This is a genomic window from Kineococcus anabasis, from assembly GCF_054590795.1.
Genome location: NZ_BAAIHU010000003.1, coordinates 37,976 through 53,999, shown reverse-complemented (window position 1 = coordinate 53,999; position 16,024 = coordinate 37,976). Strand labels below are relative to the sequence as shown.

The window sequence follows — 16,024 nt, the reverse complement described above, 5'->3', positions numbered from 1 at the left end:
CCCAGGGGTGACGGGCCGCGCACACCGCCGGCACGACGAGCCGACCGGGGAGGATCCGGGATGACCGAGGACGACGAGGCGGACTTCTGCGCCCTCGCGGCCGCCCGCGCCCCGGCGCTGCGGCGCACCGCGTACGCCCTCTGCGGGGACTGGCACCTCGCGGAGGACCTGGTGCAGCAGGCGCTGGTCAAGGCCTACCTGTCCTGGCCGCCCCGGGAGCGCTCCGCGGCGGCCGGGTACCTGCGCCAGATCCTGCTGCGCACCTGTACCGACTCCTTCCGCCGCCCGTGGTGGCGCAGGGAGCAGAGCACCGACGCCGTCCCCGACGTCCGGGGCGTGTCCGACGACTACCCCCACGACCAGGGCCCGCTGCTGGACGCCCTGCGCCGGGTGCCGCCCCGGCAGCGCGCGTGCATCGTCCTGCGCCACCTCGAGGACCTGTCCGTCGAGGACACCGCGGCGCTGCTGCGCTGCTCCACCGGCACCGTCAAGAGCCAGACGGCGCGCGGGCTCGACGCCCTGCGCCGCGAGCTCGGCAGCACCCCCGACCTCACCCCCACCCCTGGAGGCCTCCGATGACCGAGCGCGACCTGACCGGCCGGCTGCCCGCCCTGCTGCTGGACGACGTGCGGCGCACCGAGCAGCCGTGGCAGCCCGACCTCGACTCCGTCCTCGCCGCGGGCCGCCGCGCCCGCCGCCGCCGCACCGCCGGCCGCGCCGCCGGGGCCCTCACCGCGGTCGCCGCCGCCACCGGTGCCGTCCTCGCCGGCCCCGGGCTGCTGCCGCAGGGGCAGGGCTCCGGGACGGCGCTGACCCCCGCCGCCCGCACCGTCGGCAGCGCACCGGCCGCCCCTGGCGCGCCGGCTCCCTCCGGCGCACCGGCCGGTGCGGGCACCCCCGCGGCGGTGCCGGGCTCGCAGCCGGAGCCCCTGCTCGACGCCGTCGAGCGCGCCGTCCGCGAGGACGTCGCCCCCGCCACGTACACCGTGGTGGGCCGGGACCGCCTCGACGGCGGCGCCCGCGTCGACGGCAACCTCGCCGACGGCGAGGGCGCCCCCGCCCGGCTGTTCGTGGTGGTCACGCAGGACCGCCCGGGCACCCTGCTGGAGCGCCCGTGCGAGGACCCCGAGTTCGCGCGCGACTCCTGCAGGACCACCGACCTGCCCGACGGCCGGTGGCTGTCGATCGCCGCCGGCTCCGACGGCGGGTACGAGCAGATCGTCGCGACCCTCAGCGCCCCGGGCGGCGGGGACGGCGTCCACGTCGAGGTCGACAACATCGCCGCCCCCGACTGGACCGACCGCGCCCGGCCCGCCCCGGGCGGGGTGGACCAGGCGCCGGTCGTGCGCCCCGACACCCCCCTGGACGCCGCCCAGCTGGAACAGCTCGTCCTGGCCGTCGACGCCGCCGTGCGCTGACCCCCGGAGGAGGACGGACAGGCACCGGCCGCCGGGCGGCGCCCCGCTCAGGCGCGGGCGTCGCCCGGCGGCTCAGGCGCGGGCGTCGCCCGGCGGCTCAGGCGCGGGCGTCGCCCGGCGGCTCAGGCGTGGTCGTCGCCCGGCGCGCCGGAACCCGCGCTGCCCACGAACACGATGCGGTCCCCCGCACGCAGCGCCGCCACGGCCGGGTCGTCGTAGCGCAGCGTGCGCCCGTCCCGCACCACGGCCAGGACCGGCACCGGCAGCTCCGCGGGGGCGCGCCCCACCTCGTCGGTGCGCACGGCGCGGTCGTCCATGTCCAGGCCGTGGCCGAAGGACAGCAGGTCCTCCACGACGTCGACGGCCTGCGGGCTGTCCGTGGCCAGGCCCAGCAGCCGCCCCGACGTCTCCGCGGACACCACCACCGACACCGCCCCGCCCTGCCGCAGCAGCTCGGCGTTCTGCTGCTCGCGGGCCGCGGCGATCACCACGGCGTCCGGTGCGATCCGGCGGACCGTCAGGGTGGCGAGCACCGAGGTGTCGTCCCGGTCCAGCGCCACGATCACCGTGCGGGCCTGCTCGACGAGCGCCTGGCGGAGCACGTCCGGGTTCGTCGCGGAACCCGCCACCACCACGTACCCGTCGGCGGAGGCCAGCGCCACCGCACGCGGGTCCTGCTCCACCACGACGAAGCGGCTCAGCGGGTGTTCCCGCAGCCTCAGCGCGCGCAGGGCGTTGCGGCCCTTGGTGCCGTACCCCAGGACGACCACGTGGTCACGCATGCGTGCCCTCCACCGCGCGATGCGGAACTCGGTGCGGGAGCGCTCGGTGAGCGCCTGGATGGTGGTGCCGACGAGGACGATGACGAACAGCACGCGCATCGGCGTCACGATGAGGGCGTTGAGCAGGCGCGCCGAGTCCGTCACCGGGGTGATGTCGCCGTAGCCGGTCGTGGTGAGCGTGACCGTCGTGTAGTAGAAGGCGTCGATGAGGGACACGGTGCCGTCGCGGCTGTCGGTGTAGTCCTCGCGCTCGACGACCACCAGCAGCCAGTTCAGGACGACGAGCACCCCGGCCACCGCGAAGCGCAGCAGGATCGCGCGCAGGGGCCGGATCTGCGTGCGCGCGGGGAAGCGCAGGCTCTGGAAGGCCGCCGCCTCGGGACCGGGCAGCGTGCGGGAACGGGGCACGATCCCTGCCTACCACGGCGGCGCCTCAGCGGCCCCCGCTGACGTCGACCGTCGTGCCCGTCACGTACGAGGCCGCGTCCGACAGCAGCCACGCGACGGCCTCGGCCACCTCGTGGGCCTCGCCGCCGCGCCCCATCGGCACGCCCTCCGCCATCCGCTCCACCCGGTCCGGCTGGCCCCCGCTGGCGTGGATGTCGGTGTGGATCAGCCCGGGGCGCACCCCGTTCACGCGGATCCCCTCCCGCGCCACCTCCTTGGCCAGGCCGACCGTGAGCGCGTCCAGCGCCGCCTTGGAGGCGGCGTAGTCCACGTACTCCCCCGGCCCGCCCAGGACCGCGGCGCGCGAGGAGACGTTGACGATCGCGCCCCCGGGGCCGCCGTGCGCGGTGGACATGCGGCGCACCGCCTCCCGGGCGCACGTGAAGGCGCCCACGACGTTCACCTCCAGCACCCGCCGGACCCGCTCCCCCGTCAGGGCGTCGACCCGGGCCGGTGCCGCGACGACCCCGGCGTTGTTGACCAGGCCGGTGACGGGGCCCAGCGCGTCGGCGGCCCGGAACAGCGCCGCCACGTCGTCCTCGACGGTGACGTCCGCCCGGACCGCCGTCGCGGGCACCTCCAGCGCGACGCACTCGGCGGCCACGGCCGCGGCGGCGTGCGGGTCGGAGGTCCAGCTCAGGCACACCCCGAAACCGCGGCCGGCCAGCAGACGGGCCGTGGCGGCGCCGATCCCGCGCCCACCCCCGGTGACGACGACGATGCCGGTCATGGGTGCACCGTAGCGGCGCGGCAGCCGTTCCCGCGGCAGGCCCGGGCGGTGCCCCGGGTCCGGGCCGTTACGGTCGTGCCGTGACCGACGTCTCCACCACGGGTTTCCTGCTGCTGGCCCTGGCCGCCGTGCTCGTCGGTTTCGCCAAGACCGCCATCGGCGGCGCCGCCTCCATCAGCGTCGCCGTCTTCGCCGCGGTGCTGCCCCCGAAGGAGTCCACCGGGGCGCTGCTGCCGCTGCTCATGCTGGGGGACGTGCTGGCCCTGCGCGCCTACCGCGCGCACGCCGACTGGGGCCTGCTGCTCCGCCTGTTCCCCTACGTGGCCGTCGGGGTGGGCGCGGGCACGTGGTTCGTCTCCGCGGTGGACGACACGGTGATGCGCCGCTCGATCGGGGCGGTGCTGCTGCTGCTCGTGGCGTTCCACCTGCTGCAGAAGAAGCGCGGGAAGGACGCCGTGCCCACCGGCTGGGCGCGGCGCGTCGCGGCGGTGGTGTTCGGCCTGCTCGCCGGGTTCACGACGATGGTGGCCAACGCCGGGGGCGCGGTGATGTCGCTGTACCTGTTGTCGATGGGCCTGCCGATGCTGGGCTTCCTCGGGACCTCGGCGTGGTTCTTCGCGCTCGTCAACGCCTTCAAGGTGCCGTTCAGCGTGGGCCTGGGCCTCATCACCGTCCCGAGCCTGCTGCTGTGCGCGGCGCTGGCCCCGGCGGTCCTGGCGGGCGGCTGGCTGGGGCGGCGGGTCGTCGCCCGGCTCGACACGTCGGTGTTCCAGCGCATCGTGCTGGTGGTCACCGTCCTGTCAGGGCTGAACCTGCTCCGCTGAGCCGGCCGCACCGCGCGGGGTCCAGCGGTGCAGGCCGGCCGCGGCGAGCATCCCGAGGACGGTCACCGCGAGGGAGGCGCCCGGCAGGGACACCGCGGCGGCCACGGCCCCGACGAGCAGCGGCCCGGCGGCGGCCCCGGAGTCGGTGACCAGGCGCCACGCCCCGAGGAACGCGGCCCGGGCGCCCACCGGTGCCGCGTCCGCCCCCAGCGTCATGACGAGCCCGGCGCCCATCCCGTTGCCCAGCCCCATGAGCACCGCGACGGCCAGCACCGCGGTGGGGGTCTGCGCCAGCGGCAGCGCGGCGTGCGCGGCGCCGAGCACGAGCATCGACGGGATGCCCACCGCCGCGCGGCCGAAGCGGTCCATGGCCGAGCCCGCCGGGTAGAACAGCAGCATGTCCACGGCCCCCGACAGGCCGAAGACGAGGCTGGTGCCGGTCGGGTCCAGGCCCACGTGCTCGCACCACAGCGGCAGCACCGTCTGCCGGGACTGCCGCACGGCCTGCACGGCCAGCGCGGCGAGGCCGAGGGTCGCGAGCAGGTGCAGGTTGCGGCGCACCACCGCGCGCACCGGCTGCGCGGCGACCCCGGCCCGCTCCACGGGCACCTGCGGCTCCGGCAGGACCAGCAGCACCGCCCCGGCGAGCAGCACGGCGACGGCCGAGACGGCCCAGGCGCCGTCCGTGCCGGCCAGCCGGCTCCCACCGGCGCCGAGGAACGGGCCGAGGAACATGCCGATGCGCCCCACCCCGCCCAGCGTCGACATCGCCCGGGCACGCAGGTGCACAGGTGCCGCGGCGGCCAGGTAGGAGACCCGCGCCAGCCCGAACACCGCCGTGCCGGCGCCGAGGGCGGTCACCGCGGCGGCCAGCAGGGCCGCGGTGGGGGCGGCGGCCGCCGCGGCGGTGGCGCCGGTGCAGCCCGCCGCGGCGAGCAGCATGGCGCGGCGCTCCCCGAACCGGGCGACGAGCGCCCCGGCGGGCAGGGCGGCCGCGACCTGCCCGACGCCCAGGAGGGCGACGACACCGGCCGCCCCGCCGACGCTCGCGCCCAGGGAGCGGGCGGAGAGGGCGACGACCGGCAGCGCCGCCCCCTGCCCCACGCTGAACAGGGCGACCGGCAGGTACACGGCGAGCACGAGCCGCCAGGGGACGGACGGGTGGGCGGCGCGTTTCTCCACCGGGGCATCGTGCCCCGCCGGGTCAGGCGACCCGCGCGGGCCGTCCCCGCACCCCGGCGTCCTCGCCGGCCCCGCGCTCCTCCCGCGGCGCGGCCCCGGCGACCGACACGCTCCAGCCCGCGGAGGCCCCGGCGACGAGCGCGGCCCGGGTGCCGTGCGCGTCGGTGGACACCTCGAACACCGCGGCGGGCGCCCCGCCGGGCGCGGGCACGGCCACCCGGCTGCGCTGCCCGTCGGAGGGGGAGAACACCCGCAGCTCCACGTCGTCGTTCCAGGCGTACTCGGGGGTGTCGTCGACCGCGCCGACCGGGATCACCGAGCCCGGCCGCGCCAGCAGGGGGATGCTGTCGTAGCCGTGGACCTGCGTGACCCACCGCCCGCCGCGGATCTCCTCGCCGGTGCGGAAGTCCGTCCAGGTGCCCTCCGGCACGTAGAACGTCACGGTGCCGTCGGCGGAGAGGACGGGGGCGACGAGCAGGTCCGGGCCGAGCATGTACTGCCGGTCGCAGAACGCCGCCGTGGGGTCGTCGGGGAACTCCACCACCATGGGCCGCATCATCGGCACCCCGTCGGTGGCGGCCTCCTCCGCGACGCCCAGCAGGTACGGCATCAGCGACATCTTCAGCCGGGTGAAGGAGCGCAGCACGTCCACGGACTCCTCGTCGAACGCCCACGGCACCCGGTAGGAGCCGGAGCCGTGCAGGCGCGAGTGCGACGACAGCAGCCCGAACGCCACCCACCGCTTGAACACCGCCGGGTCCGGCCTGCCCTCGAAACCGCCGATGTCGTGGCTCCAGTACCCGAAGCCGGAGGAGGCCAGGGACAGCCCGCCGCGCAGGGACTCCGCCATCGCCGAGAACGTCGACTCGCAGTCACCGCCCCAGTGGACGGGGAACTGCTGCCCGCCCGCGGTGGCCGACCTGGCGAACACGACCGCCTCGCCCCGGCCCCGCTCCTGCTCCAGCAGGCCGAACACCGCCTCGTTGTACAGGTGCGCGTAGTAGTTGTGCATGCGCTGCGGGTCGGACCCGTCGTGCCAGACGACGTCGGTGGGGATGCGCTCGCCGAAGTCCGTCTTGAAGGTGTCCACGCCCATGTCCAGCAGGGCCTTCAGCTTCCCCCGGTACCAGGCGACGGCGTCGGGGTTGGTGAGGTCGACCAGCGCCATGCCGGCCTGCCACATGTTCCACTGCCAGACGCCGCCGTCGGGGCGGCGCACCAGGTAGCCGCGCTCGCGGCCCTCGTCGAACAGGTGGGAGCGCTGCGCGACGTAGGGGTTGATCCACAGGCTGATCCGCAGGCCCCTGGCCCGCAGCCGCTCCAGCATCCCGCGCGGGTCGGGGAAGGTGGCGGGGTCCCACACGAAGTCGCACCAGTGGAACTGCCGCATCCAGAAGCAGTCGAAGTGGAACACCGACAGGGGCAGGTCCCGCTCGGCCATGCCGTCCACGAAGGAGGTGACGGTGGCCTCGTCGTAGTCGGTGGTGAACGACGTGGACAGCCACAGGCCCATCGACCAGGCGGGCACCCGCGGGGGGCGGCCGGTGAGGGCGGTGTAGCGGCGCAGGATCTCCTTGGGCGTGGGCCCGTGGATGACGTAGTACGTCAGGCGCTGGCCCTCGACGGAGAACTGGGTCCGGGACACCACCTCGGAGCCGACCTCGAAGGAGACCCGCTCGGGGTGGTCGACGAACACGCCGTACCCGGCATCGGTGAGGTAGAAGGGCACGTTCTTGTAGGCCTGCTCGCTGCAGGTCCCGCCGTCCTCGTTCCACACGTCGACGGCCTGCCCGTTCTTCACGAACGCCCCGAAGCGCTCCCCGAGGCCGTAGACGTGCTCGCCGACGGCCTGCTCGAGCTGCTCGTGGACCCAGGTGCGGCCCTCGGTGTCGGTGAGGACGCCGACGCTGCGCTCCCCGGAGCCGGTGAGCCTGCGCCCGCCGGCGCGGAACTCCACCGACCACGGGCCGCGGCGCCCGACGTGGACGCTGAGCCCGCCGGAGGTGAGCACGGCCTCCTCCTCGCCGACCCGCACGTCGACGTCCACGGGCTGGTGCGCCAGCGCGAAGCGCGGGCCGCGGTCCACCCCGCCGCGGAGGTGCTCGATCGTCACGCCGATCACGTCGGGTGCCGGGGAGGAGTACGTGACGGTGATGACGGGCAGGTTCAGGGTGTCGCCGCGGTCCGCGAGGGGTTTCGTCGGCGCGTACACCGTGAGGGTGCGCCCGTCGTCCACGACCTCCTCGACCCCCCGGGGGCGCAGGGCGGTCAGCCCCGGGCGCAGCTGCCAGTAGCCGTCGGTGAACTTCACAGGGTCTCCTCCACGAGAGCGACGCCCCTGCGGGGCGCGAGGGTGGTGACGCCGCCGAGGACGTCGCCGGTGAGCAGGTCGGTGCGCCGGCCGGGCAGGTCCACCCGCACCTCGCGGTCACCGGCGTTCAGGACGAACAGGACGTCCCCGCGCCGCAGGGCCTCCACGCCCTCGGGGAGCGGGCCGCCGAGGGCGCCCTCGATCCCCGCCTCGGCGAGGCAGCGCGCCAGCACGCGCTCCAGCACCGCGGGGGGCAGCAGGACGGAGGCGTACCAGGCGCTGCCGCGCCCCACCGCCCGGTGGGTCAGGGCCGGCACGCCGTCGAGGTCGCCGCCGGTGTGGGCGGCGAGCACGTCCGCGCCGTCGCTGCGCAGGCGCTCGGCCCAGGTGTGCACGTCGAAGTCCCCGAGGTCCGCGGACGTGACGCGGGAGGCGCCCGCCAGCGGGACCCACTCCTCGCCCGAGGCGCCCAGCAGGTCGCGCAGGGAGGCCGGGAACCGCCCGGCCCCGATGCGCCCGTCGCGGTCGGCGACGCCGGAGAAGGGGCCGACGAGGAGGGTGCCGCCGTCCTCGACGAACCGGGCGAGGCGGGAGGCGAGGTCCGGCCCGACGACGTACAGGGCGGGCAGGACGACGAGGCCGTAGCCGGTGAGGTCGTCCGCGGGGCCCGGCACGTCGACGGCGACACCGCGGCGCGCCAGCGGCTCGTAGTGGGCGAGGAGCTGGTCCAGGACCCGCAGCTCCGCGCTGGGCCCGGCGGGTTCCTCGCACGCCCACCAGCTCCCCCAGTCGTGCAGCAGGGCGACGCGGGCGGGCACCGGGGAGCCGGCCACGGGCGCCAGGCGGCGCAGCGCGGCGCCCAGCTCGCGCACCTCGGCGTGCAGGCGGGTGTCGGGCCCGGCGTGCGGGAGCATCGCGGAGTGGAAGCGCTCGGCGCCCGCGCGGGACTGGCGCCACTGGAAGAAGCAGACGGCGTCGGCGCCGTGCGCGACGGCGCGCAGGGAGTCCAGCCGCATCCCCCCGGCGGGTTTGGGCACGTTGTGCCGCCGCCAGTTCACCGCCCCGGCGGCCTGCTCCATGAGCACCCAGGGCCTCCCGCCGCCGAGGGAGCGCACGAGGTCGTGGGTGAGGGCGGCGAGGAGCGGCGAGCGCGGGTCGGCGGGGTCGGTGTAGTGGTCGTCGGCGACGACGTCCACCTCACCGGTGAAGGTGCGGTAGTCCACGACGGGGAAGAACCCCATGAAGTTCGTGGTGACGGGCGCGGCGGAGAACCGGCGGACGACGTCCCGCTCGGCGCGGAACTGCTCCAGCAGCGCGTCGGAGCAGAACCGCTTCCAGTCCACGCTCTGCGCGGGGTTGTGCAGGTAGGGCGCGGCGCGCGGGGGCAGGACCTCCTCCCACGCGGAGTACCGCTGGCTCCAGAACGCGGTGCCCCACGCGGCGTTGAGCCCGTCGAGGCTCCCGTGCCGCTGCCGCAGCCAGTCCCGGAACCGCTCGGCGGCGGTGTCGCAGAAGCAGACCTGGCCCAGCTCGTTGCCCACGTGCCACATCACGACCGCGGGGTGGTCGCCGTAGCGCTCGGCGAGGTCGCCGGTGAGGGCGAGGGCGGCGTCGCGGTACTGCGGCGAGGAGGGGCAGAACTGGTTGCGGGAGCCGTAGTGCAGCCGCCGCCCGTCGGCGTCGACGGGCAGGGTGCCGGGGTGGCGGTGGCCGAGCCAGGGCGGTGGCGAGGCGGTGGGCGTGGCGAGGTCCACGTCGATCCCGGCCCCGGCGAGCATGCCGAGGACGGTGTCCAGCCAGCCGAAGTCCCGCTCGCCGGGGCGCGGCTCCAGCGTGGCCCAGGAGAACACCCCGACGGTGACGAGGTCCACGCCGGCCTCGGCCATGAGCGCGACGTCCTCGGCCCAGGTGGCCTCGTCCCACTGCTCGGGGTTGTAGTCGCCGCCGAAGCGGATGCCGGGACCACCGCGTCCGCGCGGGAGCCGCAGGGGGGCGTGCCCGTCCGTTCCCGATGTCATCGGCACCTCCAGGGAGAGCGCGGACGACACCACAGTCGAAGCGCTTCAACTACGCTAGCCAGCGCCCGGCGGCATGTCCAGCAGCCCGGCGGCCCCCGGGTCAACGGGGCGCGGCACCCACCAGGAGGGGGACCGGCGTGGCGACGACGCCCGCGGACACCGGCGGCACCTGCACCGGCGAGCACGAGATCCGCCTGCACGGCGACACGGGCGCGTGGGAGGAGAGCCTGCCGGTGGGCAACGGCCTGCTCGGCGCCTCCTGCTCCGGCCGCCACGGCGGCGAGCACCTCGCCCTCAACGACACCACCGCCTGGTCCGGCGGCCCGTGGTCCCCGGCGGAGGCGGAACACCGCGCCACCGGTGGGCCGGCGCAGCTCGCTGCGGCCCGCGAGGCGCTCGCCGCCGGGCGCGTCCGCGAGGCCGAGGAACTCCTGACCCGGTTCCAGACGCCGTGGACGCAGGCGTACCAGCCGCTCGCCGCGCTGAACGTGTCGGTCTGCGCCGCAGGCGATCCGGTGGGCGGCGGAACTCCCGGGACCCGCCCGGAGGTGGTGCGCCGCCTCGACCTCGACGCGGCCGAGGCGAGCACGTCCTACACCCTCGCCACGCCGGGCGGGCCGGCCGCGGTGCGGCACGCCACCTTCGCCAGCCACCCCGACCGGGTGCTCGTCCACGAGGTCCGCGCCGAGGCGGAGGTGGACGTGACGGTCCGCCTCGACGGCCCGCACCCGCAGGAGCTATGGCAGGTGGAGCCCGGCACGGGGCCGGACGGGGAGCGCCTGCGCGTCGCCTGGCTGCTGCCGGCGGACGTCGCGCCCGGCCACGAGGACGTGCCGGACCCGGTGCGCTACCCCCCGCCGGCAGCGCCGCGCCGCTGGGCGGGGTGCGCGGTGGTGCTCCTGCACGACGGGCGCGCCGAGGAGGTCCCCGGGGGCCTGCGCGTCCTCGGCGCCCGCTCCGCGGCCCTGGTCCTGGCAAGCGCTTCGACACAACCGCCGCCGTCCTCGGCCGGCGACGGCAGCGGCGTGGACGCGCCGGGGCCGCTGCTGGGACGCCTCGCGGAGCGCGCCGGCCGGGCCGCCGCCCTCGGCCCCGCCGTCCTGCGGGAGCGCCACCGGGCCGACCACCGCGCGCTGTACCGGCGGGTGGAGCTGCGACTGCCCCCCGGCCCGCACCCGGCGGGCACCCCCGTCGACGAGCGCGTCGCCGCGGCGGCACGCGGCGCCGAGGACCCGGGGCTCCTCACCCTGGCCTTCCACCACGGCCGCTACCTGCTCATCGCCTCCTCCCGGCCCGGCGGGCTGCCCGCGACGCTGCAGGGCCTGTGGAACACCGAGCTCCGGCCGCCGTGGAGCTCGAACTACACCCTGAACATCAACCTGCAGATGGCGTACTGGCCCGCGCACACCACCGCCCTCGACGAGTGCGCGCGGCCGCTGGCGGACTTCCTGGCCGTGCTCGCCGCGCAGGGCGGGCGCACCGCGCGCGAGCTGTACGGCGCGCCCGGCTGGGTGGCCCACCACAACTCCGACGCCTGGGGGCACAGCGCCCCGGTGGGCGCCGGGCACGGCGACGCGGCGTGGGCGTTCTGGCCGGTGGCCGGGGCGTGGCTGTGCCGGCACCTGCTGGAGGCGGCGCGGTTCCGCGGCGACCCCGCGCGCCGGCGCGAGGCGCTCCGGGAGGCCTGGCCGGTGCTGGAGGGCGCCGGGCGCTTCGCCCTGCACTGGATCCGCCCGGCGCCCGGCGGGGGGACGTGCTCGGCACCGTCCACGTCACCGGAGAACCACTACGTCGCCGCCGACGGCGCCCCGGCCGCCGTGACCGTCTCGACCACCGCGGACGTGGCGCTGCTGCGGAACCTGGCCGCCGGCTGTGCGGAGGCGGCCGCCGGGCTCGGCGCGGACCCGCCCTGGGTCGCGGACCTGCTCGCCGCCACCGCCGCCCTGCCCGGCCCCCGGGTCGACGCGCGCGGGCGCCTCGCGGAGTGGCCGGGGGACGTGGCCGACGCGGAGCCGCACCACCGGCACGTGTCGCACCTCGTGGGCGTCTTCCCGCTGGGCGACGTGGCGGACCCCGCGCTGCTCGCGGCGGCGGCGCGGTCCCTGGACACGCGCGGCGGGGAGTCGACCGGGTGGTCGCTGGCCTGGAAGCTGGCGCTGCGCGCACGGCTGCGCCAGCCGGAACGGGCGCACGAGCTGGTGCGGATGCTGCTGCGGCCCGCGGCCGGCGAGGGGGTGCAGCAGCGCGGCGGCGTCTACCCCAACCTCTGGTCGGCGCACCCGCCCTTCCAGCTGGACGGGAACCTGGGCCTCACCGCGGGGGTCGCGGAGCTGCTGCTGGACAGCGCGGTGCGCGGCGGGCGCCCCGAGCTGGAACTGCTGCCCGCGCTGCCGCCCGCCTGGCCGGTGGGCGAGGTGCGCGGCCTGCGCGGCCGCGGCGGCGTGGAGGTGGACCTGCGGTGGGCGTCCGGCCGTCTCGTGGCGGCCTGGGTGCGGACGGAGTCCGACGCTGTCGTCGTGCTGCGCCACCGCGGCCGGTCGGCCGAGCTGGCCTGCCGGGCCGGGGAGCGCGCCGGGATACCGGCGGGGCTGCTGGGCGGGTGAGCGCGGGCCCGCCCGCCCGGGTCGGTCCGCCCGGGGGCGGGCGGGTCAGCGGGCGACGGGCAGTTCGGTGTCCGCGGCGAGCGCGGGAACCGTGCGGGCGGCGGGCAGGTCGCCGCGGTCGGCGCGCAGCCGCTGGCCGAGGTCGGCCAGGGCCTGGCGCAGCTCGCGCGTGCCCGCCGAGGGGGCGAGCAGGCCGGCGGCCGCGAAGCGGTCGCGCAGGCGGCGGGATCGGGCCAGGCCGACGAGGCCGGCCGTCACGTCCGCCTCGAGGGAGTCGACGAGCTCGGTGAGCACGGCGAGGTCCTCGGAGCGGCTGGGACGGGGGGCGCTGGGTCGCTCGGTCGTGGCGCGGGAGAGGGTCGGTCCGGTCGTGGAGGGCGCTGCGAGCAGGCTCATGGGGCACAGCTTGCCGTGCAGGACACGCCGATGTCACTGCCCTCCGCAGATAGTTTCACTGTCCGTAACATTCTGGAGGGTGGCGTACCGCCCTGGAAACCGGTTCCGGCCGCTCCGCCGGGCACGCGGCCCGCAGTTCCCCGCACCCGGTGGTGACGCACGGCCGAACACCTCCGCCGCGCCGCCGCGGCCCGGGTCCGCCCCACTAAACTCCCTCCACGCCAGCCCGAGGAGTGCCGTGCCCACGATCACCGACGTCGCCGACGCAGCAGGCGTGTCCACCAGCACGGTCTCCTACGTGCTCAGCGGGAAACGCTCCATCTCCGCCGCCACGCGGGCCCGCGTCGAGCGCGCCATCAAGGAACTCGGCTACCGCCCGCACGCCGGTGCGCGCGCCCTCGCCTCCAGCCGCACGAACGTCCTGGCCCTCGTCGTCCCGCTGCGCGCGGACGTCAACGTCAACGTGATGATGGACTTCGTCCGCGCCGTCGCCACCACCGCCCGCGCCTTCGACCACGACGTCCTCCTGCTGACGCAGGAGGAGGACACCGGCCTGGAACGCGTCACCGGCGGCTCCCTCGTCGACGCCCTCATCGTCATGGACATCCAGTCCGACGACCCGCGCGTGCAGGTCCTCACCGGGCTGCGCACCCCCACGGTGCTGATCGGGATCCCCCGCGACCCGCAGGGCCTGAGCTGCGTGGACTTCGACTTCGAGGGCGCCGTCCGCACCGCCGTCTCCCACCTGCGGGCACAGGGCCACACCTCGATCGGCCTCGTCGGCTCGGCACCGGAGGCGGTGCGCCGGCACGCCGGGTACGCCACACGGGTGCGGGACAGCTTCCGCGCGGCCACCGCCGACCCCGGACTGCACGCCGCGCTGCGGCCCTGCGAGCCCACGCGGGAGGGCGCCCGCCGGGCCCTGGCGGAGATCCGCGAGGACCTGCCCGGCCTGACCGCGCTCGTCGTGCACAACGAGGCCGCGCTGGCCTCGCTGCTGGCCGCGCTCGTCGACGGGGGCGTCCGCGTCCCGCAGGACCTGTCGGTCGTGACGATCGGCGCGTCCACGGCCTCCCAGGCGCTCCCGCAGCAGCTGACGTCCGTCGACATGCCCGCGATGGACGTGGGACGGGTCGCGGTGGAGATGGTGATGGCACGCCTGGAGGGCTCCGTCTCCGCCCCCGAGACCCGGCTGCTCTCCGGTGTCCTGACCGACCGGGGCAGCACCGCCCCACCGCGCGGCTGAACCCCCGCACGGCGGCGCCCCCGGCCGGGTCCCGGCCGGGGGCGCTGCGTGTGCGGCGGCGTCAGCCCTTGACGGCCCCGATGAGGACGCCGGAGGCGAAGTGCCGCTGGATGAAGGGGTAGACGACCAGCACCGGCACGATCGCGATGACGACGACCGCCATCTGCACCGCCACGGGTGCGAGCTGCCCGGAACCGACGTCCACCTGCCCGGGGACGTCGACGCCCTGGAGCACGAACGACTGCAGGACGACCTGCAGCGGCATCCGGTCGAAGTCCTGGATGTACAGGGTGGCGTTGAAGTACGCGTTCCAGTAGCCGACGCCGTAGAACAGCGCGATGACGGCGAGGACCGCCTTCGACATGGGCAGGACGATCTGCCCCAGGATCCGCCAGTCGCTGGCCCCGTCGATCCGGGCGGCCTCCAGGATCCCCTGGTCGAGCCCCATGAAGAACCCGCGCAGCAGCAGGACGTTGAACGCCGAGACCGCGGTCGGCAGGATCAGCGACCACCAGCTGTTGATGAGGCCCAGGCTGCTCACCAGCAGGTACGTGGGGATCATGCCCGCGCCGAAGAACATCGTGACGAGGAACGTGAACAGGACGGCGCGGTGCCCGAGGGAGCCCGGCCGGGAGAGCCCGTAGGCGGCCAGCACGGACACGAGCATGCTGATCGTGGTGCCGACCGTCGTGACGAACACGCTGATCAGCACGGCCCGGGTGACGACCCCGCCGCTGAGCACCTGGCGGTAGGCCTCCAGGGTCAGCTCCCCCGGGACGAGGACGAGCCCGCCCGCGCGGGTGATGGTGGCCTGGGTGGACAGGCTGGTCAGGACGATCGTGTAGAGCGGCAGGAGCACCGCGAGGCAGATCGCGACGAGCGCGACGGCCTTGGCGCCCTTGCCGGCGACGCCCGGTTCCTCGTCCCACACGGGGCGCGGGGAGGTGCGCTGCCGCAGCCCGGCGCCTCCGGGGGGGCGCGCGGGGTCCGCGGGACCCGGTCCGGTGCCGTGGACACCGACCGGGCCGTCCACCAGTTTCTGGTCGGCGTCGCTCATGCCTTCTGGTACACCCCCTGCTCACCGAAGAGGTGGGCGATCTTGTTGGCCGCGAGCACCAGGCCCAGGCTGACGAGCCCCTTCACGAGACCGGCCGCCGCCGCGTAGCTCCAGTCGCCGTTGCGCACACCTCGGTAGTAGACGAACGTGTCGAGCACCTCCGCGACGCCCTGTCCCACCGCGTCGCGCTGGAGGATGAGCTGCTCGAAACCGACCGTCAGGGCGTCGCCGAGACGGAGGATGAGCAGCAGGACGATGACGGACTTCAGCGCCGGCAGGGTGATGTGCCACATGCGGCGCCAGCGGTTCGCGCCGTCCATGGCCGCCGCCTCGTACAGGGCGGGGTCGATGGCCGCCAGCGCGGCGAGGAACACGATCATGCCCCAGCCGGCGTCCTTCCACACCGCCTGCGCGGTGACCAGGAAGAGGAAGGCGTCGGGGTTGGTGACGATGTCCACCGGCTCGAAACCCGCGGTGCGCAGCAGGCGGTTCAGCAGGCCGGCACCGCCGAGGATCTGCTGGAAGATCGCGACGACCAGCACCCAGGAGAAGAAGTGCGGCAGGTAGACGACGGACTGCACCAGCACGCGGACCCTGCTGCTGAGCACGCTGTTCAGCAGCAGCGCCAGGGCGATGGGGACCGGGAAGAAGAACACCAGCTGGAACGCCGTGATGGTCAGGGTGTTCTGCACGGCGTGCCAGAAGGCGGGGTCGGCGAACACCCGCTGGAAGTTCAGCCACCCGACGAACGGGCTCTCCCGGAAGCCGGTGAACGGCGAGTAGTCCTGGAAGGCGATGACGTTGCCGAGCATGGGGACGTAGGCGAAGACCACCAGCAGCAGCACGCCGGGCAGGCACATGAGCAGCAGCGAGCGGTCGCGGCGGAGCCGGGCGCGCAGGCCCGTCTGCGGGCGGGCGCCCACCGCGGTGGGCGCCTTCCTGCGGGCCTTCCCGCCCTGCGGGCCGGCCGGCTGCGGGGCCACCGCAGCCGGCCGGGTGTTCGTCGCCAC

13 protein-coding genes are annotated in these 16,024 nt (G+C 76.0%); 5 read left to right on the top strand and 8 right to left on the bottom strand.

What is annotated here, in order from left to right; all coding sequences use genetic code 11:
- Window positions 1-60: 60 nt before the first annotated feature.
- Entirely contained in the window at window positions 61-579 is a 519-nt protein-coding gene (locus ACYQBY_RS07225; RefSeq protein ID WP_459643173.1) for a SigE family RNA polymerase sigma factor, read from the top strand.
- Window positions 576-1,418, top strand: coding sequence for a hypothetical protein (locus ACYQBY_RS07220; protein ID WP_459643172.1), 843 nt, complete (start codon window positions 576-578; stop codon window positions 1,416-1,418). The genes ACYQBY_RS07225 and ACYQBY_RS07220 overlap by 4 nt, the downstream gene beginning before the upstream one ends.
- Window positions 1,419-1,540: 122 nt before the next feature.
- Here ACYQBY_RS07220 and ACYQBY_RS07215 read toward each other — a convergent pair whose 3' ends face one another.
- Together ACYQBY_RS07215 and ACYQBY_RS07210 are read right to left on the bottom strand one after the other, a co-directional pair.
- Window positions 1,541-2,608: a potassium channel family protein gene (locus ACYQBY_RS07215; protein WP_459643171.1), complete on the bottom strand. Its 1,068-nt coding sequence runs from the start codon at window positions 2,606-2,608 to the stop codon at window positions 1,541-1,543.
- A gap of 25 nt (window positions 2,609-2,633) precedes the next feature.
- On the bottom strand, window positions 2,634-3,377 hold the full coding sequence (locus ACYQBY_RS07210) for an SDR family oxidoreductase (protein ID WP_459643170.1): 744 nt from the start codon (window positions 3,375-3,377) through the stop codon (window positions 2,634-2,636).
- Window positions 3,378-3,457: 80 nt separating this feature from the next.
- On the opposite strand from ACYQBY_RS07210, the gene ACYQBY_RS07205 reads away from it, so the two are divergent.
- Window positions 3,458-4,201, top strand: coding sequence for a sulfite exporter TauE/SafE family protein (locus ACYQBY_RS07205; protein ID WP_459643169.1), 744 nt, complete (start codon window positions 3,458-3,460; stop codon window positions 4,199-4,201).
- Here ACYQBY_RS07205 and ACYQBY_RS07200 read toward each other — a convergent pair.
- From ACYQBY_RS07200 to ACYQBY_RS07190, 3 genes are read right to left on the bottom strand one after another with little or no spacing between them, the layout of a single operon-like run.
- Window positions 4,178-5,383, bottom strand: coding sequence for an MFS transporter (locus ACYQBY_RS07200; protein WP_459643168.1), 1,206 nt, complete (start codon window positions 5,381-5,383; stop codon window positions 4,178-4,180). The genes ACYQBY_RS07205 and ACYQBY_RS07200 overlap by 24 nt on opposite strands.
- A gap of 22 nt (window positions 5,384-5,405) precedes the next feature.
- Entirely contained in the window at window positions 5,406-7,694 is a 2,289-nt protein-coding gene (gene yicI, locus ACYQBY_RS07195; protein ID WP_459643167.1) for an alpha-xylosidase, read from the bottom strand.
- Entirely contained in the window at window positions 7,691-9,712 is a 2,022-nt protein-coding gene (locus ACYQBY_RS07190; RefSeq protein ID WP_459643166.1) for a beta-galactosidase, read from the bottom strand. The genes yicI and ACYQBY_RS07190 overlap by 4 nt, the downstream gene beginning before the upstream one ends.
- A gap of 137 nt (window positions 9,713-9,849) precedes the next feature.
- Between ACYQBY_RS07190 and ACYQBY_RS07185 the strand changes: the two genes are divergently transcribed.
- Window positions 9,850-12,315, top strand: a complete 2,466-nt coding sequence (locus ACYQBY_RS07185) for a glycosyl hydrolase family 95 catalytic domain-containing protein (protein WP_459643165.1) — start codon at window positions 9,850-9,852, stop codon at window positions 12,313-12,315.
- Between the two features lie 45 nt (window positions 12,316-12,360).
- Here the strand turns inward: ACYQBY_RS07185 and ACYQBY_RS07180 are convergent, their stop codons facing one another.
- Window positions 12,361-12,711: a hypothetical protein gene (locus tag ACYQBY_RS07180; protein ID WP_459643164.1), complete on the bottom strand. Its 351-nt coding sequence runs from the start codon at window positions 12,709-12,711 to the stop codon at window positions 12,361-12,363.
- 238 nt (window positions 12,712-12,949) lie between these two features.
- On the opposite strand from ACYQBY_RS07180, the gene ACYQBY_RS07175 reads away from it, so the two are divergent.
- On the top strand, window positions 12,950-13,957 hold the full coding sequence (locus tag ACYQBY_RS07175; RefSeq protein WP_459643163.1) for a LacI family DNA-binding transcriptional regulator: 1,008 nt from the start codon (window positions 12,950-12,952) through the stop codon (window positions 13,955-13,957).
- 61 nt (window positions 13,958-14,018) lie between these two features.
- Here ACYQBY_RS07175 and ACYQBY_RS07170 read toward each other — a convergent pair whose 3' ends face one another.
- A complete protein-coding gene (locus tag ACYQBY_RS07170) occupies window positions 14,019-15,014 on the bottom strand; it encodes a carbohydrate ABC transporter permease (protein ID WP_459643162.1) in 996 nt (331 codons plus the stop codon).
- The gene (locus tag ACYQBY_RS07165; RefSeq protein ID WP_459643161.1) at window positions 15,011-16,024 is read right to left on the bottom strand and encodes an ABC transporter permease; all 1,014 of its coding nucleotides are present in this window, start codon (window positions 16,022-16,024) and stop codon (window positions 15,011-15,013) included. The genes ACYQBY_RS07170 and ACYQBY_RS07165 overlap by 4 nt, the downstream gene beginning before the upstream one ends.

Coding starts and splice junctions, on each gene's coding strand:
- ACYQBY_RS07210 (WP_459643170.1), bottom strand. CDS start 3,377: ATGACCGGCATCGTCGTCGTCACCGGGGGTGGGCGCGGGATCGGCGCC.
- ACYQBY_RS07190 (WP_459643166.1), bottom strand. CDS start 9,712: ATGACATCGGGAACGGACGGGCACGCCCCCCTGCGGCTCCCGCGCGGA.
- ACYQBY_RS07180 (WP_459643164.1), bottom strand. CDS start 12,711: ATGAGCCTGCTCGCAGCGCCCTCCACGACCGGACCGACCCTCTCCCGC.
- ACYQBY_RS07225 (WP_459643173.1), top strand. CDS start 61: ATGACCGAGGACGACGAGGCGGACTTCTGCGCCCTCGCGGCCGCCCGC.
- ACYQBY_RS07220 (WP_459643172.1), top strand. CDS start 576: ATGACCGAGCGCGACCTGACCGGCCGGCTGCCCGCCCTGCTGCTGGAC.
- ACYQBY_RS07170 (WP_459643162.1), bottom strand. CDS start 15,014: ATGAGCGACGCCGACCAGAAACTGGTGGACGGCCCGGTCGGTGTCCAC.